Genomic DNA, 18,495 nt, shown 5'->3' with positions numbered 1-18,495 from the left:
CCGGGCGGCTAGGCGAGTCTACGGACGCGCGGCTGTGCCGCAGCCCGCCGGTGGGAGTTACGCAGGGAGCAGGTCAGGCCCGCCGCCCGCCGACACCGGCGGGCTGGCTAAACGAACGCCGTGGCGCGTTCATGGGCGGACGCTCTCCTTCGTGGGTGGAGCACCGCAGGTCACCTGCGGTCATCGATGTGCTCTCGCCGAAGCGTACAGGCAGACGGCCGCGGCCGCAGCCAGGTTCAGGCTCTCGGCGCGCCCGTGCAGCGGCACCCGGACCCGCTCGTCGGCCGCGGCGGTGAGCTGTTCGGGCAGCCCGTGCGCCTCGGAGCCGAAGAGCCAGGCGGTCGGGGCGGCGAGCCGGCCGGCGTCGGCCAGGTCGTCCAGGTCCGCGTCGCCGTACCCGGTCGTGGCGAGCACGGCGAGGCCGGCGGCGCGCAGCGCGGCGACCACCTCGGCAGGGTCCGGGGCGCGGACCACGTCGACGTGGAAGAGGCTGCCGGCGGAGGCCCGCACGCACTTGCCGTTGTACGGGTCGACGGCGTCGCCGGCGAAGACCACCGCCGCCGCGCCGGCCGCGTCGGCGGTGCGCAGCACGGTCCCGGCGTTGCCCGGGTCGCGGATCTCGGCGAGCACCGCCACCAGGCGCGGGGAACGGGACAGGGCGGTCGTCAGGGGCACGTCGAGGTGCCGGCAGACGGCGACCAGGCCCTGCGGGGCGACCGTCTCGGCGAGGGCGGCCAGCCCCTCGTCGGTCACCTCGGAGACCGGGACGTCGGCCCGGGCGGCCGAGGCGGCGAGGTCGGCGTACCGGTCCAGGGCGGCCGGCGTACCGAAGAGTTCGACCACGGTGTCCGGGCGGGCCAGGGCCTCGCGGACGGCCTGCGGGCCCTCGGCCAGGAACCGGCCGGTGGCCTCGCGGTCCCGGCGGCGCTGCAACCGGCGGGCGGCAACGACCCTGGGGGTACGCGGGGTGAACGGGCCGGAGACGGCGTCGAGGCGCCTCCCGCGCGATGGTGACTGCATGGGAGACGCCTCGATCTGCTGTCAGGGGTGGATCAGGCGGCCTGGGCCGCTGCGCCACCGGTGCCCTCGGCCGCCACGGCGGCGCGGGCCAGCTCGACGATCGCGGCGAAGGCCGCGGCGTCGTTGACGGCCAGGTCGGCCAGGATCTTGCGGTCGACCTCGATGCCGGCCAGGCGCAGGCCCTGGATCAGCCGGTTGTAGGTCATGCCGTTGGCGCGGGCGCCGGCGTTGATCCGCTGGATCCAGAGCTGCCGGAAGTCGCCCTTGCGGTCGCGACGGTCCCGGTAGGCGTACTGCATCGAGTGCAGCACCTGCTCCTTGGCCTTGCGGTACAGCCGGGAGCGCTGACCGCGGTAACCGCTCGCGGTCTCCAGCAGGGCGCGGCGCTTCTTCTGGGCGTTAACAGCCCGCTTGACGCGTGCCATCTCAACTCCTTCTTCGGTTCAGGTGGCGCGCGTCAGCGGCCGAGCAGCTTCTTGATGCGCTTGGTGTCGGCCTTGGCCAGTTCGACCGTGCCGGTCAGCCGGCGGGTCTGGGTGGAGGCCTTCTTCTCCAGGTTGTGGCGGAGACCGGCCTGCTGGGCGACGATCTTGCCCTTGCCGGTGACCTTGACCCGCTTGCCCATACCCGTGTGGCTCTTCATCTTCGGCATGTGGAACGTATCTCCCCTGTTACTGGCCGCTGGTGTCAGCGGTCGTGCCGGGCTCGCCGGCTGCTGCGGTCTCGCCGGCCGCCGGGGTCTCGCCACCTGCCGGGGCGGCCGACTCCTCCGCCGCCCGGTCGCGCGGTCCACCGCGGGACGCCGTGGCGGCGACCGCGGAGGCCTTGACGGCCCGGTGCGGAGCGAGAACCATGATCATGTTTCGGCCGTCCTGCTTCGGAGCGGCCTCGACGTATCCCAGGTCCGTGATCTCGGACTCGAGCCGACGCAGGAGCCGGTAACCCAGCTCCGGGCGGCTCTGCTCGCGACCGCGGAACATGATCGTCACCTTGACCTTGTCGCCCGCCTTGAGGAACCGCACCACGTGACCCTTCTTGGTCTCGTAGTCGTGCGGGTCGATCTTCGGCCGGAGCTTCATTTCCTTGATGACGGTCTGCTGCTGGTTACGCCGCGCTTCGCGCGCCTTGAGTGCGCTCTCGTACTTGAACTTGCCGAAGTCCATGAGCTTGCACACCGGCGGGCGCGCCATCGGCGCAACCTCGACCAGGTCCAGGTCGACGTCCGCGGCCAGCTGCAGGGCGCGCTCCAGCGGGACGATGCCCACCTGCTCACCCTCAGGGCCGACCAGTCGGACCTCACGTGCCCGGATCTGCTCGTTCACGCGTGGTTCGACGCTGATGTGGCCTCCTCGAGTCAAGTCTCCTGCGGTGCCGACCCGCGGGAGCTCCCGGGTGGGAGCGACCCGGAAAGCAGAAGGCCCCGGCACATGCCAGGGCCCGCTCGACCGGTCGGCACGACCACATGGTCGCGCATCCGGGACCGGGGTGTCCCCGGAACCGGTGACCGGACCCGGACGCCTCGTCGGCGACGCGGGTGGGAGCAGGCGCTCCGCTTCAACGGCCGCCCACTCGTGAGACACGGGGGCAGCCTGGTCGACTCGCTAACACTACACCCTGCCGACGTCGCACCCCAAACCGGGCACCCACCGGCGGCCGGGGTCCGGGTGGGCCGGTCAGCGGCCGGGGGCGCGCTCGCCGAGGGTGGCCAGGTGGGCCTGGTGCAGCCGGCGAAGGGCGCGTACGCCCGCCACGGCCCGCTCCTTGTCGGCGGCCTGGAGGGCGACCATCGGCAGCAGGTCGTCGTCGTGCAGCTCGAGGCTGGCCCACGGCGCGCCCCGGTCGAACCGGACCCCCCGGACGACCTCCCACGGCAGGTCGTAGGAGCCGGTCACGTTACGCACGCGTACGCCCCGGGCGTCCGCCTCCACCCGGGGCCGGGTGAAGAGCAGCAGGCCGAGCGCGCCGAGCACACCCAGGCCGATCATGGCGACCTGGTCACCACGCTGGAAGCTGCCGTAGCCGTCGCCGGTCCGGCCGGTCAGCGAGGTGGCCGCCAGGCTGAAGACCACGACCAGGACGACCGCCGACGTCCAGCACACCAGCCGGATCTTGCGTGGTCGCAGGCTCACCCGATCGCTGTCGTTCACCCCACCAGTCTGCCATCCGACTCGCCCGCGGGCTCGGCCGCCACACGAACCGACCGGCGGCGGGGTCGCGCCCCGGCGACCAGGACGGCCAGCAGGGTCAGCGCCGAGCCGGCCAGCACCGGCAGCCGCAGCCCCGCCCCGCCGGGCAGCAGCACGTCGAGCAGGAGCGCCCCGGCGAGCTGCCCGGCCACCAGGGCCAGCCCGGTGCGCAGCACCCCCACCGCCCGGACGCCCACCACCAGGGACGCCACGATGCCGACCCCGAGCAGGCCGCCGGCGTAGAGGTACCAGTCGGTCGGCCAGGTCGGAGCCGCGCCGCTCAGCGCCCCCGCGAAGGCCGCCACCAGCAGCACCACCGGGGTGCTGGTGGCGAAGTTCACGGCCACCCCGGCCGAGGACGTGCCGGCGGCGGAGACCCGACCGTTGAGCGCCGTCTGCACCGCGACCGCCAGCCCACCGCCCACCGCGAGCAGCACCAGCCCGACCGCCAGCTCGCCGACCGGGCGACCCAGCTGGGCCAGGGTCACCGCGGCCACGCCGAGCAGCGCGCCGGCCACCCGGGGCACGGTCAGCGCCAGCCGCCCCACCGGCGCCAGGCCGGCCCGGTCCACCGCCAGGCCGCCGAGACTGCCCCCGGCCACCTGCGCGATCGTGAAGACCGCGACGCCGAGCACGGGTACGACGTACGTGCCGACCACCACGATCGCCGCCCCACCGAGCCCGCCCAGGTACGCCCACCAGGGCAACCGGGCCCGGCGCAGCGCGACCAGCCCGGCCCGCATCGAGGGGAGCGCGACCAGGCCGACCAGGATCAGCAGGCTGCCGCCGAGGTTGTTCACCACCGCACCGAGCACCGGGTTGCCGGCCCGCTCCCCCAGCTCGGCGTTGACCGCCCCCTGCGCCGCCGCGGCCGCCCCGCCCAGCACCACCACGGGCAGGGCGACCGCCGACGGCAGCGACCTCACAGCCGGCAGGCGTGGATGTTGGTGACCAGGATCGCCCGGGCGCCCAGGTCGTAGAGCTCGTCCATGATCCGGTGCACGTCGTCGCGGAGGACCATCGCCTGCACGGCGACCCAACCCTCCCGGTGCAGCGGGGAGACGGTCGGCGACTCGATGCCCGGGGTCAGCGAGCTGGCCCGGTCGAGCAGACCGGCCGGCACGTCGTAGGCGAGCATCACGTACCGCCGGGCGACCAGCACCCCGTGCAGCCGGCGCAGCAGCTGGTCGGCCTGGGCGCAGCCGGGGGCGCCGGCGCGTCGGACCAGCACCGCCGAGGAGCGCAGCAGCGGCTCGCCGAAGACCACCAGACCCGCCTGGCGCAGCGTGGCGCCGGTCTCCACCACGTCGGCGACCACGTCGGCCACGCCGAGCCGGATGGCGTTCTCCACCGCCCCGTCGAGGCGGATCACGTCGGCCTTGACGCCGAGCTCGGCGAGGTGCCGCTCGACCAGCCCGGGGTACGCGGTGGCGATCCGGTGCCCGCCCAGCTCGCGGACGTCGTCGACGTCCTGCGGGCGGGCGGCGAAGCGGAAGGTGGCCCGGCCGAACGCCAGGTCGACGATCTCCTCGGCCGGCGCGCCGGAGTCGATCAGCAGGTCCCGGCCGGTGATCCCGACGTCGAGGTCACCGGAGCCGACGTAGGTGGCGATGTCCTTGGGGCGCAGGTAGAAGAACTCGATGTCGTTGGCCTCGTCGCGGCAGACGAGGTCCTTCGGGTCGGTGCGCTGGCGGTAGCCCGCCTCGCGCAGCATCTGGGCGGCCTTCTCGGCCAGGGCGCCCTTGTTGGGTACGGCGACACGCAGCATGACGGAGTGCTCCTTCGATCGGGTGTGATCAACGAGTGGGCGCACTCACAGATGTCGGTAGATGTCCTCGAGCTCGAGACCGCTGGCCAGCATCAGCACCTGGACCTGGTAGAGCAGCTGGGAGATCTCCTCGGCGGTACGCTCCGGCCCCTCGTGCTCGGCGGCCATCCACGACTCGGCCGCCTCCTCGACGACCTTCTTGCCGACGAAGTGCACCCCCTTCTCCAGGGCGGCGACCGTGCCGGAGCCCGGGGTGCCGGCCGCGGCCTTGGCCTGCAGCTCGGCGAACAACTCCTCGAACGTCTTCACGCCGCGATTCTTCCAGCCGGCCGGCGGGGTTGCTCGCGCCGGGTCCGGGCGCGTCATCTTCCCCACGGTGAGTGGTGGTCGGACCCGGGGATCGATCTGCGGGCGTCCCGGCGAGCACAGGTGACTCACGACGGCCACCGTCCTGCGCTGCCCGGCTTTCGGTGGTGGGGATGAGGGGAGGTGTGACCCGTTGCGGTGCCGCGGGACGCCACCTCCGTCGCCGGCAGGCGCGGTTCGAGAGGGTGGCGCCGGCCGGGAAGGCCGGACCGCCGCAGGCCGGCCGAGCCGACCGGTCGGGGTCAGCCGCCGAAGCCGACCCGCTGGCCGGCCCGGTCCAGGCCGCGGATGGTCAGCGCCGCGTCCAGCGCCGCCACGGTCGCCGCCCAGCCCTTGTCCTCGGCGGAGCCGGGCAGGCCGGCCCGGTCGCGGGCCTGTTCGATGGTGTCGACGGTGAGCACCCCGTGCGCCACCGGCTTCCCCTCGTCCAGGGCCACCCGGGTCAGCCCCTCGGTCACCGACTGGCAGACGTAGTCGAAGTGGGCGGTGGCACCGCGGACCACCACGCCGAGCGCGACCACCACGTCGCAGCGGCGCGCGAGGGCCTGCGCCACCACCGGCAGCTCCACCGAGCCGGCCACCCGGGCCGCCACGGCGCGGGCACCGCACGCCTGTGCCGCGGCCACCGCCCGGTCGAGCATGTGGTCGGTCAGCTCGCCGTGCCACCGGGCCGCCACCACGCCCACGGTCAGCCCCGCGGCGTCGACCGCGTCCACCCCGGGCTCGCCGAATCCCGCCATGTCTATGCTCCGATCTCGTCGCCGGCGACCGGGCGCCCCATCGGCGCCTCGGTCTGCTCGCCCAGTTCGTCGAACTCGTCCAACAGGTGCCCCATCCGCTCCCGCTTGGTGCGCAGGTACCGCACGTTCTCCGGGTTGGACCGGATGGGCAGCCCCTCACGGCCGGTGATGGTGAGGCCGTACCCCTCCAGCCCGGCCCGTTTGGCCGGGTTGTTGGTGAGCAGCCGCATCGACCGCACGCCCAGGTCGTAGAGGATCTGCGCGCCGGTGCCGTAGTCCCGGGCGTCGGCCGGCAGGCCCAGGTCCAGGTTCGCGTCGACGGTGTCCCGGCCGAGGTCCTGCAACTGGTACGCCTGCAGCTTGTGCAGCAGGCCGATGCCCCGGCCCTCGTGCCCGCGGACGTAGAGCACCACCCCGCGCCCCTCCCGGGCGACCCGGGCCAGCGCGGCCTGCAACTGCGGGCCGCAGTCGCAGCGCAGCGAGCCGAACACGTCCCCGGTCAGGCACTCCGAGTGCACCCGGACCAGCACGTCCTGCCCGTCGCCGATCTCCCCGTACACCATGGCGACGTGTTCGGCCGGGTCGTGCTCGGCCCGGTAGCCCAGCGCCCGGAACACCCCGTACGGGGTGGGCATCCGGGCGTCGGCGACCTGCTCCACCTGCTTCTCGTGCCGCCGCCGGTACGCCACCAGGTCGGCGATGGTGACCAGGGTCAGCTCGTGCTCGGCGCAGAACTTCTCCAGGTCGGGCACCCGCATCATGGTGCCGTCGTCGTTGACCAGCTCGCAGAGCACGCCGGCCGGGCGCAGCCCGGCCAGCCGGGTCAGGTCGACGCCCGCCTCGGTGTGGCCGGGGCGGCGCAGCACACCCCCCTCGCGGGCCCGCAGCGGCACCACGTGCCCTGGGCGGGACAGGTCGGTCGGGTCGGTGCCCGCGTCGGCGAGCAGCCGGATGGTGCGGCAGCGGTCGGCGGCGGAGATGCCGGTGCTGATCCCCTCGCGGGCGTCCACCGTCACCGTGTAGGCGGTGCCCCGCCGGTCCTGGTTGGTGTGGTGCATCGGCGGCAGGTCCAGCCGGTCGCACTCGCTCTCGGTGAGTGAGACGCAGATGTAGCCGGAGGTGTACCGCACCATGAACGCCACCAGCTCCGGGGTGGCCAGTTCGGCGGCGAAGATCAGGTCGCCCTCGTTCTCCCGGTTCTCGTCGTCGACCACGACGACGGGACGACCGGCGGCGATGTCGGCGACCGCCTGCTCGATGCTGGCGAACGTGCTGGTCATGCCACGACCTCCGAATAGGTGGACGGGATCGGGTGGGTGGGCGCGGAGATCCGGCGGGAGGTACGCCACCAGCTGACCAGGCCCCAGACGCAGAACGCGCCGTAGACGAGGTACATCGCCGCGGAGGGGTAGAAGCCGCCCCGCAGCAGCAGCGGCACCCCGACCGCGTCGACGGCGATCCAGATCACCCAGAACTCGACCCAGCCCCGGGCCATGCCGTACGTGGCGAGCAGGCTGCCGGTGAGGATCCAGGCGTCCGGCAGCGGCCCCCAGGAGCCGAGCGCCGCGAGCAGCGGATAGCCGGCGGCGGTGCCGAGGACGGCGACGGCGAGCAGGCCGAGCCGCTCCCGGCCGGTGGCCCAGCGCGGGTTCACCGCCGGCTGGTCCCCGTCACCGGCGTGCCGGTTGCGCGACCAGCGCCACCAGCCGTAGACGCTGACCGCGAAGAAGAAGACCTGCCGGCCGGCCTGCCCGTAGAGGTCGTGCGCCTGCGGGGTGGCGAAGACCCCGCCGAGGAAGACGGTGAACAGCAGCGCGTTGCCGATCATGCCGACCGGCCAGGCCCAGACCAGCCGGCGCAGCCCGAACAGGGCGGAGGCCAGCCCGAAGACGTTGCCGACGATCTCCCGGACCAGCACCGGGGAACCGGCGACGTGGACCTGGGCGTCGAGCAGCCAGCCGAGCGGGCCCATCAGCCCTCGCCCCCGCCGGCCCGGGCGCCGAGCAGCCGCTCGACGTACTTGGCCAGGACGTCGACCTCCAGGTTGACCGGGTCGCCGACGCTCTTCGCGCCCAGCACGGTCAGCTGGAGGGTGGTCGGGATCAGCCCGACGCTGAACCAGTCGTCGCCGACCTCGGCGACGGTCAGCGACACCCCGTCGACGGTGATCGAGCCCTTCTCCACCACGTACCGGGCCAGGTGGGCGGGGAGCCGGAAGCGGACCGTCTCCCACTGCTCGGCGGGCTCCCGGGAGACGAGCTCGCCGACCCCGTCGACGTGGCCCTGGACCAGGTGGCCGCCGAGCCGGCTGCCCAGGGCGGCGGCCCGCTCCAGGTTGACCGGGGCGCCCGGGCGCAGCACGCCGAGCGAGGAGCGGCGCAGCGTCTCCCCCATCACGTCGGCGGTGAACACCCCGCCGTCGACGTCGACCACGGTCAGGCAGACGCCGTTGACGGCGATCGAGTCGCCGTGTCGGGCGTCGGAGGTGACCAGCGGGCCGCGGACGGCGACCAGGGCGGAGTCCCCGCCGGTCGCGGTGACCCCGACGACCTCGCCCAACTCCTCGACGATTCCGGTGAACATGTCAGCTCTCCCTCTTCCGGGGCCGGGCGGTGACCCGCAGGTCGGGACCGATCCGGGTGACGTCGGTGATCTCCAGGTCGATGGCCTCGGCGATGGTGGTGACGCCCGCGTCGAGCAGGGCGGTCGGCCCGGCGCCGAGGAGCCGGGGGGCGACGTAGCCGACGACCTCGTCGACCAGGCCGGCGGCGAGGAACGCGCCGGCCAGCCGGGGGCCGCCCTCCAGCAGCGCGGCGCGCACGCCACGGCGGTGCAGCTCGGCCAGGAGCGCCGGCAGGTCGACCCGGCCGTCCGGCCCGGCCCCGACCTCCGCCGCGGTGGCGATCCAGGTGGGCGCGGCGGCGTCGCGGACCTGCGCCCCGGCGGGCGTACGACCGGAGCTGTCCACCACGACGCGCAGCGGCTGCCGGATGGCCAGCGTGCCGTCGCGCAGGTTGCGGGCGGTGAGCCGGGGGTCGTCGGCGAGCACGGTGCCCACCCCGGCGAGCACCGCGTCGACGGTGCCACGCAGGGCGTGCACATCCATCCGGGCCGGCTCCGAGGTGATCCACATGCTGGTGCCGTCGACCGCCGCGGACCGGCCGTCGAGGGTGGCCGCGTACTTCCAGATCACGTACGGCCGGCCGCGGCGGGTGGAGGTCAGCCAGGCGACGTTGCCGGCCTCGGCCTCGGCGGCGCGGACCCCGAACTCCACCTGGACGCCGGCGTCGCGCAGGGTGTGCGCCCCGCCGGAGGCGACCGGGTTCGGGTCGGGCACGGCGATCACCACCCGGGCCACCCCGGCGCGGATCAGCGCGAGGCTGCACGGCCCGGTACGTCCGACGTGGTCGCAGGGTTCCAGGGTGACCACCGCGGTGCCGCCCCGGGCCCGCTCACCGGCCTGGGCGAGCGCGACGATCTCGGCGTGCGGTCCGCCCGCGTACGCGTGGAACCCCTCGCCGACGACCTCGCCGTCCGGATCGAGCAGTACGCAGCCGACCACCGGGTTGGGGCTCGCGGTGCCGAGCCCCCGGCCGGCGAGCGCGACGGCACGCAGCATCGCCTCGTCGACGGAGAACCTCGCCATCGCCGCTGCCCTGCCCTCTCACTCGCCGGTCCGCGCGCGGGCGGTACGGGAGGCAACGGCCAAGAGGCCGCGGGCAGGCGGCGGCGGAGATCCGGGGACGGCGTGGCCGGCCCCGGGGAGCCCGGACGGCGGCTGGACAGCAGCCGGCGCACAGGCTCTCCCCGTCCCGCGCGCTGTCTCCCATCCGGACTTTCTGGCGACGAAGGTGCCGTCGCCAACCGTCGGCCCCGGATTCTCACCAGGTCCACCGCACGGCCGAAGCCGTCCGGGTCGCGGGCTTACCACGGTCGGACCGTGGATCACCGCCGGTTCGGAATTTCACCGAGCCCCGCCAGCGCGTGGTGGGTACCCCCGAAGTCTTACACGCCCGGCGGCCCGCGTCTCCACCGAGGCGAGCTAGCTCACAGATGTCCGGTTCCGGCTCAGGTGACGCCGCGGCGCCGGTCCACCGCGACGTAGGAGCCCGGCTGGCTCTTGGCCACCGACTTCATCTCGGAGGCCACGGCGATCGCCTCCAGCGGATCGCTGAACCGCTTGCCCGCGTCGGAGAGCGAGACGCCGATGGAGAGGGTGACCAGCGCGGCCCGGCGGATGTTGCCCCGGCGGTCCTTGAGCTCGACGAACCCGCGTTCCCGGTCCGGCGGGTCGTAGAGCGAGTCGGCCGCCTTCTCGAAGTCCACCACCGCCCGGGAGGTCAGCGGGCGGACCTGGTCGGGGGCGCAGACGATGACGAAGTCGTCGCCGCCGACGTGGCCGAGGAAGGCCGGCGGGATGCCGATCGACACCACCGCCCGGTGCAGGCTGCGGGCCAGCGCCGAGATGAACTCGTCGCCGCGGACGAAACCGTACCGGTCGTTGACGCTCTTGAACCGGTCGATGTCGACGTACCCGACGGCGTAGTCGACGCCGTTGCGGACCCGGTCGGCGATCTCCCGGCGGATCCGGCTGTTGCCCGGCAGGCCGGTCAGCGGGGAGACCTCCCGGAACTCCTTGTTCCGCCGCAGCGTGGAGGCGACCCGGGCCACCAGCTCGGCGGTGTCGAAGGGCTTGACCAGGTAGTCGTCCGCGCCGGCGCTGAGCCCGTGGACCTTGTCCACGGTCATCCCCTTGGCGGTCAACATGATCACCGGCAGGGCCGAGGTCATCGGGTCGGCGCGCAGCCGCCGGGTCAGCTCCAGGCCGTCGATGCGGGGCATCATCAGGTCCACCACGGCCAGGTCCGGCCGTTGCCGCTCGATCACCTCGAGCGCCTCCTGGCCGTCGCCGGCGTGGATCACCTCGAAACCGTGCAGCCGCAGGTTGAACTCGACGAAGCGGGCGATGTCCTCGTCGTCGTCGACGACCAGGATGACGTCGGGTCGGTCCTCGGCCGCGTCCACCTCAGGCCCCGGCGGCCGCGCGCTCCGCCAGGCCCCGCAGCCGGCGTACCGCCTCGGCCGGGTCGTCGGCACCGTAGACCGCGGTGCCCGCCACGAAGGCGTCCGCGCCGGCCGCGGCGGCCTGCTCGATGGTGTCCGCGGCGATCCCCCCGTCGACCTCGATGCGCAGCTCGAGGTGGCCGGCGGAGGCGTGCCGGCGCGCGGCCCGCACCTTGTCCAGCAGGTGCGGGATGAACCGCTGCCCGCCGAAGCCGGCCTTGATCGTCATGATCAGCAGGGTGTCGAAGCTGGGCAGCAGGTCCAGGTACGGCTCGATCGGGGTGTCCCGGTCGATGGCCAGCCCGGCCTTCGCCCCGGCGGAGCGCAGGTCCTTGGCCAGGGCCACCGGGTCGTCGCACGCCTCGGCGTGGAAGGTGACGTTGTACGCCCCGGCGTCGGCGTACCCGGGGGCCCAGCGCCGCGGGTCGGTGATCATCAGGTGCACGTCGAACGGCAGCTGGGTCACCGCCCGCAGGCTCTGCACCACGGGCAGCCCGATGGTCAGGTTGGGCACGAAGTGGTTGTCCATCACGTCGACGTGGAGCCAGTCCGCGGCGTTCTCGACGGCACGGACCTCATCGGCGAGGTGGGCGAAGTCGGCGGCCAGGATGCTCGGCGCGACGATCGGCGGCGGTACGGTCACCGGGCCAGTGTACGAACGCGGTCACCCCCGGGCAGCATCGCGGCACCACCCGGGACGTACCGTGATCCAGCCGTCACCACTGGTGCAGAATTGGCCGACCCGTTCGCCGAATCCCGGACGAAAGGTCAGCAGTGACTGGCCGACCGACTGAAAGACGGCGACACTCCATGCAGGACGGTGACATATGCTGCACGCCCGGTGGCGCACGACGGCACCCGGGCCGCGGCGTTCCGGCCGTCATTCCCGGAAAGGGCGGACGATGCGACGGTGGCTGCTGGCGCTGGCGCTGGCGCTGGCCGGCGCGACGACGGCGATGCTCGGCGGCTGCGTACGCCCGCACCACGCCGACGGTGACCTCACCGACGACTGGCCGGCGCTCCGGCCGCCGGCGCTGTTCGTCCCCGCCACCGACGCCTGCCTGCCCCGGATCACCTCGGTGGTGCAGGCCGCCACGTACGAGACGGTCGACTGCGCCCGCAGCCACCTGGCCGAGGCCATCCACGTCGGCACCTTCACCGGCGCGGCGGCGCAGTCCGAGCGGCGGCCGGAACCCGGCTCCCCCGCCCTGCGCACCGCGCGGCCGGAGTGCGACCAGCGGGCCCGGGAGGTGCTCGGCGGGGACTGGCACTCCGCCCGGCTGACCCTGAACATCGCGCTGCCCGCCCAGGCCGCCTGGGCGGCCGGCGCCCGCTGGTTCCGCTGCGACCTGAGCGAGACCGACAGCATTGACAACACCCGGCCCCGCAACCGCACCGGCAGCCTGCGCGGGGCGATGATCGGCGACAACCCGCTGACCCACCGCTGCTTCGACCCGAAGCTCATCGGGAAGAACCTCAACTACATGGCGCCGGTGCTCTGCACCGAGCCGCACCGCGCAGAGTTCGTCGGCGTCTACCTGGAACGGGACATGAGCTGGGCGCAGTTCGTCCGGGCCACCCAGCAGGTGCACCGCCGCTGCATGGCCCTGATCGCCGCCTTCGCCGCCGTGCCGAACAACAGCGACCTGCCGTACCGGGCCGGGTCGATCTTCTATCCCCCCTCGCAGCGCGAGTGGGAGGAGGGCGACCGGGGCATCCGCTGCTTCCTGTGGAGCGACGACCGGAAGCTGACCCGCTCGATGCGCGGCGTCGGCCCCGCGGGCCTGCCCGCCATCTGACCCGCGGGCCACCCCCGCCGGGTGCACGACGCCCGGCCGTGCGACCTGGGGCGGCCGGCCGCGGCAGGGTGAGCCGCCGCGGCCGGGCCACCCGGGTCAGGTACGGCGCAGGACGGCGAGGAACATCGCGTCGGTGCCGTGCCGGTGCGGCCAGAGCTGCACGGACGGCCCGTCACCGAGTCCCGGCATGCCGGCCGGCAGCAGCGGACGGGCGTCGACGAAGTCGGCCGGCACCCCGGAGCGGCGGGCCGCCTCGGTCACCGTCACGTGCGTCTCGACCGTGTGCGGCGAGCAGGTCACGTACGCCACCACGCCACCGGGGCGGACCGCCCGCAGCGCCGCGCCGAGCAGTTCGCGTTGCAGGCGGGTCAGCGGGGGCAGGTCCGACGGCTGCCGCCGCCACCGGGACTCCGGCCGGCGGCGCAGCGAGCCCAGCCCGGTGCAGGGGGCGTCGACCAGCACCCGGTCGAAGTGCTCCTCGGGCAGCTTCGGGTGCGCCCCGACCTCGCGGCCGTCGGCGGCCAGCACGGCCACCGGCAGGCCCCTGGTGGCCTGTTCGACCAGTCGGGCCCGGTGCTCGGCCACCTCCACCGCGGTCACCCGGGCGTCGCGCTGCGCGGCCAGGGCGCCGAGCAGGCCGGCCTTGCCGCCGGGACCGGCGCACAGGTCGAGCCACCGGCCGTCCGGCCCGTCCAGCGGGGCGTTGGCCAGGGCGTTCGCCACCAGCTGCGAGCCCTCGTCCTGGACGTGCGCGCGTCCCTCGACGATCGCCCGCAGGTCGCCGGGGGCGCCGCCGCCGAGGTAGACCGCGTACGGGGAGAAGGCGCCCGGGGCGCCACCCACCTCGTCGGCGAGCTCGACCGGGTCGGCCAGCCCCGGCCGGGCGCACAGGTGCACCGGCGGCCGCTCGTTGTCCTCGATCAGCAGCCGCTCGGTCTCGGCCAGGTCCCCGCCGAGCGCCTCGGCGAACGCCCGCACGATCCACTGCGGGTGGCTGTACGCCAGCGCCAGGTGCCCGATCGGGTCGGTCGCCGAGTCCGGGGCGAGCTTGGCCACCCAGGCGTCGTGGTCCCGGGTGGTGATCTCCCGCAGCACGGCGTTGGCGAAGCCGGTGGCGCCCGGTCCGACCTGACGCACCAGGTCCACCGTGGAGGAGACCGCGGCGTGCGCCGGCACCCGGGTGTGCAGGAGCTGGTACGCCCCGATCCGCAGGGCGTCGCGTACCGGCGGGTCGATCCGCTGCACGTCGCGCCCGGCAGCGTCGGTCACGATCGCGTCGAGGGTGCCGGTGTGCCGCAGCGTGCCGTAGGTCAGCTCGGTGGCGAACGCGGCGTCCCGGCCGGTCAGCCCCTCCTCGCGCAGCATCGCCGGGAGCACCAGGTTGGCGTACGCGTCGTCGCGGTGCACCGCCGCGACCGCCTGGTAGGCCACGTACCTCGGCAGGTCCACCGCCGGCCGCACCGGCCGGCCGGCGCCACGCCGGTCGCCGCCGAACTGCCCGCCGCCACGCCGGTCCCCGCCGGACGGGCGGTCCCCACGCGGGCCGGAGCGCTCGCCACGCGGATACCGGTCGCCGCGGTCGAAGGACCGCCCCCGGTCGCCCTCGCGTGGACCGTCGCCCCGGCCACCGGCCGATCGGCTCTGGTCGGCGGAGTGCTCGCCCCGGGGCTCGGACGGCGCCGTCACGCGAACACCTCGCCGGTGCTGACCCGGACGCCGCGCGCCCAGTCGCCGGCCGACATGGCCTTCTTGCCGGCCGCCCGCACCTCGCCGAGCAGCACCGGACCGGTGGCCGTTCCGGCCAGCACCCGGGACTTCTCCACCAGCAGCTCACCGGCCTTCAACTCGGGTCCGTCGGGCACCGGTCGCACCGGCCCGAGCTTCACCCGGTCGTCCCGGAAGGTCGTCCACGCGCCGGGCGCCGGCGTGCAGGCGCGGATCCGCCGGTCCACCGCGAAGGCCGGCTCCGTCCAGCGCACCCGGGCGTCCTCGACGGTCAGCTTCGGGGCCAGCGACACCCCGTCGGCGGGCTGCGGCTCGGCCCGGGCGCTGCCGGCGTCGATCGCGTCGAGCACCGCCACCAGCAGGCCGGCCCCGGAGTGGGCCAGCCGCTCCAGCAGGTCCCCGGAGGTGTCGGTGGGGCGGATCTCGTCGGTCAGCGTGCCGTAGACGGGACCGGTGTCGAGGCCCTGCTCCAGCTGGAAGACGCTGGCGCCGGTCAGCTCGTCGCCGTGCAGCACGGCGTGCTGCACGGGGGCGGCGCCGCGCCAGGCCGGCAGGAGCGAGAAGTGCAGGTTCACCCAGCCGTGCCGGGGGATCTCCAGCGCCACCGGCGGGACCAGGGCGCCGTAGGCGACCACGGGGACGCAGTCCGGGGCCAGTTCACGCAGCCGGTCCAGGAACTCCGGCTCCCGGGGGCGGGCGGGGGTGAGCACCTCGATGCCGCGTTCGTCGGCCCAGGCGCCGACGGGCGAGCGGTGCAGGCCGCGACCGCGACCGGCGGGCGCGTCGGGGCGGGTGACCACGGCCAGCAGCTCGTGGCCGGAGGCGGCGACGGCGTCCAGGGCGGGCAGGGCGACGGCCGGCGTACCGGCGAAGATCAGACGCACCGGGTCACCGCCCCAGCCCGAACGGGCTGCCGGCGGCGTGCGGGTTGAGCTTGACCGTGGGCGGGGCGGCCTCGTCGTACCACTCCGCCTGGCGGATCGCCTTCATGGCGGCCTTGCGGCCGGCCGGGTCCAGCCGGTCGAGGAAGAGCACCCCGTCGAGGTGGTCGGTCTCGTGCTGCACGCAGCGGGCCATCAGGCCGGTGCCGACGATCTGGAGCGGGTCACCGTAGCCGTTGAAGCCCTTGGCGATGACGTTCTGCCGGCGCTTGGTGTCGAAGTAGAGACCGGGGATCGACAGGCAGCCCTCCGGGCCGTCCTGCTCCTCGGAGTCCGGAAACTCCAGGACCGGGTTGACCAGGTGACCGAGCACGTCGTCGACGTCGAAGGTGAACACCCGCAGGCCCACGCCGAGCTGCGGCGCGGCCAGGCCGGCGCCGTTCTGCTCGCGCATCGTGTCGGTGAGGTCGGCGATGAGCTTGCGCAGCTCCACGTCGAAGTCGACCACGGGGTCGGCCGGCGTGCGCAGCACCGGGTCGCCGAACAGACGGATGGGCTGGACGGTCACGCGGGCAGACTCCTTCGGTGGGACGGACGGTGCCGTACCAGTCTACGGAGTCGCCCGGGCCGCCCCGGCCGGCGTACCACGATCGGGCTCCGGCGCCGGATCGCCGACGGTGACCGGCAGGGTGGCGTACCCGCGCAGGGTCAGCCGGACCCGGCGTTCCGGTTCGCCGGCCAGGGCGAGGCCGGGCAGCCGGCGCAGCAGCTGCGGGAAGGCCACCTGCGCCTCCAGCCGGGCCAGTCCCGCGCCGAGGCAGTAGTGCGGGCCGGCGCCGAAGGAGAGCGGGTGGATCTGGGGGCGCCACGGGTCGAACCGCTCGGGCTCGGGATAGCGACGCGGATCACGGTTGGCCGCGCCGAGGCTGAGCATCAGCCAGCTGCCGGCCGGCAGGTCGACCCCGCCGTGCCGGCTCGACTCGGTGCTCAGTCGCGAGGTCAGCTGGACGGGTGAGTCGTAGCGCAGCAGCTCGTCGACGTAGCCCGGGGCGAACTCCGGGTGCTCGCGCAGCGCCGCGGCCTCCCGCGGGTGCTGCAGGAGCACCACCAGGCCGTTGCCGAGCAGGTTGGTGGTGGTCTCGAAGCCGGCCACCAGCAGCACGACCAGGTTGGCCAGCAGCTCGTCGCCGGAGAGCCGGGCGCCGCCGGTCTCGTGCGCCTGCACCAGCGCGCTGGTCAGGTCGTCGGTCGGCGTACGGCGGCGGGCCGCGACCAGCTCGGTGAAGTAGTCGCGCAGCTCGGTGGCGCCGCGGTCGGCCATGGCCAGCTCCGCCGGGCTGATCTCCGGCTCCAGGACGCCGGTCAGCTCGCCGGCCCACCTGCGGAACAGCCCCCGGTCCGCCGTGGGGACGCCGAGCAGCGCGCAGATCACCCCGACCGGCAGCGGATAGGCGAAGTCGTCCATGAAGTCGACCGGGTCGCCGTCGCGGCCCCGCGCCAGCATCCCGTCGATCAGCTCGTCGGCCTGGGCGACCACCACGTCGCGCATCGCGGCGATCCGCCGCGGGGTGAACGCCCCGGCGGCCAACCGGCGCATCCGGCTGTGGTCCGGCGGATTGGTCCGCAGCATGGAGCGGGAGATGGAGAGCACGGCCGGGCTCTCCCGCCAGCCGGGCAGGAACTGGTCGCGCAGGGCGTCGTCCAGCACCCCGAACCGGGGGTCCCGCAGGATCGCGTCGACCTCCTCGTACCCGGTGGCGACGAAGAAGACCGGCCCGGCGGAGGTCACCGGTCCGTGCGCGCGCAGCAGCTCGTAGACCGGGTACGGGTTCACCCGTCCCGACGGCGACAGGAGCTCCGCGAGGGCGTCGGCAGGATCCACGGTCGGCCTCCCCGGAATCGGACCCGAACCCCCATCATGCTCCGGTTCGCTCGATCCGGCGATCCCGTGCCGCCGCTGCGGCTCAGACGCCGCCCGGTTCCCCGGCGAGGACCGCGTCCCCGGCGAGCAGGGCGTGCGCGGGCAGCGGCAGGTGCGTGCCGTGCGCGGCGGCCCAGTCGTGCACGGTGCCGGGGCGGACCTGGGCGGTGAAGTACTCCACCGCGCTCATCCCGCCGACCACCGGCTCGTCCGCCTCGGCCACCAGCTGCGCCGGGACCAGCGGGAAGCCGCTCTGGAGGGCGGCGCTGAGCCGCCGGTGGCCGTCGACGACGAAGAAGTACTCGCCGGTGTAGCCGATCCGCAACGGCTCCAGGGCCTCGTCGCCGCCCTCGGCGACCTCACCGACGAACTCCGAGTCCCAGAGCCCGCGCAGCGTGGTGATGTCCTCGGTCGGGTAGATCCGGGCCGGGTCGAGCAGCAGCAGCGGGGGCGCGTCGCGCAGCACGTCCGCCCCGAGCCGGCCCTCGTACGCGTCGACGACGTGCTGGATCACCTGCTCCGGGGTGGCCCGGGTGCTGTCGCAGACCAGGTCGTAGTTGCGCAGCCGGGCCTTGTCGACGCCGTAGCGGACGATGAACCGGTTGCGCTCGCTCTCGCTGCGCTCCTGGAGCTTGGCCTTCGCCTCCTCCAGGGAGGTGTAGCTCTCGGCCGGCCCGGAGCGGCCGAGCAGCACCCGGCGGGCCGCCTCGGCGGGCTCGGTGATCATGTGCACCTTGAGCGCATGGGTGAAGAAGTGCCAGGCCAGTCGGGAGTCCATCACCAGCGGTTCGCCGGAGGCGGCGATGTCCCGCTGGAGCTGGTCGACGTAGCCGTCGACGGCCTGGTCCAGCTCGGCGTGCAGGTTGAGCTGGAGGGCGGTCATCTGCCGCTCCTGGGCCATCTGCCGGTAGAGGTCGCCCACGCTGACCCGGCGCATCCCCAGCCGCTTGGCGATCTCGACGGAGACGGTGCTCTTTCCGCTGCCGAGGTCACCGTTGAAGACGATCGATTGACGAACGGTCACG

The 18,495-nt window shown here is 74.3% G+C and carries 21 protein-coding genes and 1 riboswitch; of the genes, 1 reads left to right on the top strand and 20 read right to left on the bottom strand.

Annotation, left to right across the window (positions count from 1 at the left end; translation table 11 throughout):
• Positions 1-180 precede the first annotated feature (180 nt).
• The 15 genes from GA0070564_RS19525 to rpe form a co-directional block, all read right to left on the bottom strand.
• Positions 181-1,020, bottom strand: a complete 840-nt coding sequence (locus tag GA0070564_RS19525; RefSeq protein WP_091610189.1) for a TrmH family RNA methyltransferase — start codon at positions 1,018-1,020, stop codon at positions 181-183.
• A 32-nt stretch (positions 1,021-1,052) separates the two neighbouring features.
• Positions 1,053-1,445 (bottom strand): 50S ribosomal protein L20, encoded by a 393-nt coding sequence (gene rplT / locus GA0070564_RS19520; RefSeq protein ID WP_088970983.1) that lies wholly within the window; start codon positions 1,443-1,445, stop codon positions 1,053-1,055.
• A gap of 32 nt (positions 1,446-1,477) precedes the next feature.
• Positions 1,478-1,672, bottom strand: coding sequence for a 50S ribosomal protein L35 (gene rpmI / locus GA0070564_RS19515; protein ID WP_091309655.1), 195 nt, complete (start codon positions 1,670-1,672; stop codon positions 1,478-1,480).
• 19 nt (positions 1,673-1,691) lie between these two features.
• Positions 1,692-2,342: a translation initiation factor IF-3 gene (gene infC / locus GA0070564_RS19510; RefSeq protein WP_091610187.1), complete on the bottom strand. Its 651-nt coding sequence runs from the start codon at positions 2,340-2,342 to the stop codon at positions 1,692-1,694.
• Between the two features lie 351 nt (positions 2,343-2,693).
• Positions 2,694-3,167, bottom strand: a complete 474-nt coding sequence (locus GA0070564_RS19505) for a PH domain-containing protein (RefSeq protein WP_091610185.1) — start codon at positions 3,165-3,167, stop codon at positions 2,694-2,696.
• Positions 3,164-4,132, bottom strand: coding sequence for a DMT family transporter (locus GA0070564_RS19500; protein WP_091610182.1), 969 nt, complete (start codon positions 4,130-4,132; stop codon positions 3,164-3,166). The genes GA0070564_RS19505 and GA0070564_RS19500 overlap by 4 nt, the downstream gene beginning before the upstream one ends.
• Entirely contained in the window at positions 4,129-4,974 is an 846-nt protein-coding gene (gene hisG / locus GA0070564_RS19495) for an ATP phosphoribosyltransferase (RefSeq protein WP_091610180.1), read from the bottom strand. Before hisG ends, GA0070564_RS19500 begins: the two co-directional genes overlap by 4 nt.
• A gap of 45 nt (positions 4,975-5,019) precedes the next feature.
• Positions 5,020-5,283: a phosphoribosyl-ATP diphosphatase gene (locus GA0070564_RS19490; RefSeq protein ID WP_091610178.1), complete on the bottom strand. Its 264-nt coding sequence runs from the start codon at positions 5,281-5,283 to the stop codon at positions 5,020-5,022.
• A 299-nt stretch (positions 5,284-5,582) separates the two neighbouring features.
• Positions 5,583-6,080, bottom strand: coding sequence for a 6,7-dimethyl-8-ribityllumazine synthase (ribH, locus tag GA0070564_RS19485; protein WP_091610175.1), 498 nt, complete (start codon positions 6,078-6,080; stop codon positions 5,583-5,585).
• Between the two features lie 2 nt (positions 6,081-6,082).
• Positions 6,083-7,360, bottom strand: coding sequence for a bifunctional 3,4-dihydroxy-2-butanone-4-phosphate synthase/GTP cyclohydrolase II (locus GA0070564_RS19480; RefSeq protein ID WP_091610172.1), 1,278 nt, complete (start codon positions 7,358-7,360; stop codon positions 6,083-6,085).
• The gene (pnuC, locus tag GA0070564_RS19475) at positions 7,357-8,052 is read right to left on the bottom strand and encodes a nicotinamide riboside transporter PnuC (protein ID WP_091610167.1); all 696 of its coding nucleotides are present in this window, start codon (positions 8,050-8,052) and stop codon (positions 7,357-7,359) included. The genes GA0070564_RS19480 and pnuC overlap by 4 nt, the downstream gene beginning before the upstream one ends.
• Complete coding sequence (locus tag GA0070564_RS19470; protein ID WP_091610165.1) at positions 8,052-8,663, bottom strand: riboflavin synthase; 612 nt, start codon at positions 8,661-8,663, stop codon at positions 8,052-8,054. The genes pnuC and GA0070564_RS19470 overlap by 1 nt, the downstream gene beginning before the upstream one ends.
• A 1-nt stretch (position 8,664) precedes the next feature.
• Complete coding sequence (ribD, locus tag GA0070564_RS19465; protein WP_091610163.1) at positions 8,665-9,726, bottom strand: bifunctional diaminohydroxyphosphoribosylaminopyrimidine deaminase/5-amino-6-(5-phosphoribosylamino)uracil reductase RibD; 1,062 nt, start codon at positions 9,724-9,726, stop codon at positions 8,665-8,667.
• Between the two features lie 168 nt (positions 9,727-9,894).
• Positions 9,895-10,066: riboswitch (FMN riboswitch) on the bottom strand.
• An 82-nt stretch (positions 10,067-10,148) separates the two neighbouring features.
• Positions 10,149-11,177 carry a GGDEF domain-containing response regulator gene (locus tag GA0070564_RS19460; RefSeq protein WP_176730740.1) on the bottom strand — a complete coding sequence of 343 codons (1,029 nt, stop codon included), beginning with the start codon at positions 11,175-11,177 and terminating at the stop codon, positions 10,149-10,151.
• Entirely contained in the window at positions 11,107-11,787 is a 681-nt protein-coding gene (gene rpe, locus GA0070564_RS19455; RefSeq protein WP_091610160.1) for a ribulose-phosphate 3-epimerase, read from the bottom strand. Before rpe ends, GA0070564_RS19460 begins: the two co-directional genes overlap by 71 nt.
• A gap of 259 nt (positions 11,788-12,046) precedes the next feature.
• On the opposite strand from rpe, the gene GA0070564_RS19450 reads away from it, so the two are divergent.
• Positions 12,047-12,943 carry a septum formation family protein gene (locus GA0070564_RS19450; protein ID WP_091610157.1) on the top strand — a complete coding sequence of 299 codons (897 nt, stop codon included), beginning with the start codon at positions 12,047-12,049 and terminating at the stop codon, positions 12,941-12,943.
• A 96-nt stretch (positions 12,944-13,039) separates the two neighbouring features.
• On the opposite strand, the gene GA0070564_RS19445 is transcribed toward GA0070564_RS19450, so the two are convergent.
• From GA0070564_RS19445 to GA0070564_RS19425, 5 genes are all read right to left on the bottom strand, one after another.
• Positions 13,040-14,629: an RsmB/NOP family class I SAM-dependent RNA methyltransferase gene (locus GA0070564_RS19445; RefSeq protein ID WP_091610154.1), complete on the bottom strand. Its 1,590-nt coding sequence runs from the start codon at positions 14,627-14,629 to the stop codon at positions 13,040-13,042.
• The gene (gene fmt, locus GA0070564_RS19440) at positions 14,626-15,552 is read right to left on the bottom strand and encodes a methionyl-tRNA formyltransferase (protein ID WP_091610151.1); all 927 of its coding nucleotides are present in this window, start codon (positions 15,550-15,552) and stop codon (positions 14,626-14,628) included. Before fmt ends, GA0070564_RS19445 begins: the two co-directional genes overlap by 4 nt.
• A 4-nt stretch (positions 15,553-15,556) precedes the next feature.
• The gene (def, locus tag GA0070564_RS19435) at positions 15,557-16,117 is read right to left on the bottom strand and encodes a peptide deformylase (RefSeq protein ID WP_091610149.1); all 561 of its coding nucleotides are present in this window, start codon (positions 16,115-16,117) and stop codon (positions 15,557-15,559) included.
• Positions 16,118-16,159: 42 nt separating this feature from the next.
• On the bottom strand, positions 16,160-17,431 hold the full coding sequence (locus tag GA0070564_RS19430) for a cytochrome P450 (RefSeq protein WP_091610147.1): 1,272 nt from the start codon (positions 17,429-17,431) through the stop codon (positions 16,160-16,162).
• A gap of 82 nt (positions 17,432-17,513) precedes the next feature.
• Entirely contained in the window at positions 17,514-18,494 is a 981-nt protein-coding gene (locus GA0070564_RS19425) for an AAA family ATPase (protein ID WP_091610144.1), read from the bottom strand.
• Position 18,495 lies beyond the last annotated feature (1 nt).

It is taken from the genome of Micromonospora mirobrigensis, from assembly GCF_900091555.1.
Lineage (GTDB): Bacteria > Actinomycetota > Actinomycetes > Mycobacteriales > Micromonosporaceae > Micromonospora > Micromonospora mirobrigensis.
Note: the sequence above shows the minus strand (reverse complement) of the source record. Positions and strands in the feature narration are given on the sequence as shown.

Excerpts from the sequence above, each read along its gene's own strand:
- GA0070564_RS19470 (WP_091610165.1), bottom strand. The coding sequence starts at position 8,663 with ATGTTCACCGGAATCGTCGAGGAGTTGGGCGAGGTCGTCGGGGTCACC.
- rplT (WP_088970983.1), bottom strand. The coding sequence starts at position 1,445 with ATGGCACGCGTCAAGCGGGCTGTTAACGCCCAGAAGAAGCGCCGCGCC.
- GA0070564_RS19525 (WP_091610189.1), bottom strand. The coding sequence starts at position 1,020 with ATGCAGTCACCATCGCGCGGGAGGCGCCTCGACGCCGTCTCCGGCCCG.
- hisG (WP_091610180.1), bottom strand. The coding sequence starts at position 4,974 with ATGCTGCGTGTCGCCGTACCCAACAAGGGCGCCCTGGCCGAGAAGGCC.
- ribD (WP_091610163.1), bottom strand. The coding sequence starts at position 9,726 with ATGGCGAGGTTCTCCGTCGACGAGGCGATGCTGCGTGCCGTCGCGCTC.
- rpmI (WP_091309655.1), bottom strand. The coding sequence starts at position 1,672 with ATGCCGAAGATGAAGAGCCACACGGGTATGGGCAAGCGGGTCAAGGTC.
- GA0070564_RS19480 (WP_091610172.1), bottom strand. The coding sequence starts at position 7,360 with ATGACCAGCACGTTCGCCAGCATCGAGCAGGCGGTCGCCGACATCGCC.
- ribH (WP_091610175.1), bottom strand. The coding sequence starts at position 6,080 with ATGGCGGGATTCGGCGAGCCCGGGGTGGACGCGGTCGACGCCGCGGGG.
- pnuC (WP_091610167.1), bottom strand. The coding sequence starts at position 8,052 with ATGGGCCCGCTCGGCTGGCTGCTCGACGCCCAGGTCCACGTCGCCGGT.
- GA0070564_RS19450 (WP_091610157.1), top strand. The coding sequence starts at position 12,047 with ATGCGACGGTGGCTGCTGGCGCTGGCGCTGGCGCTGGCCGGCGCGACG.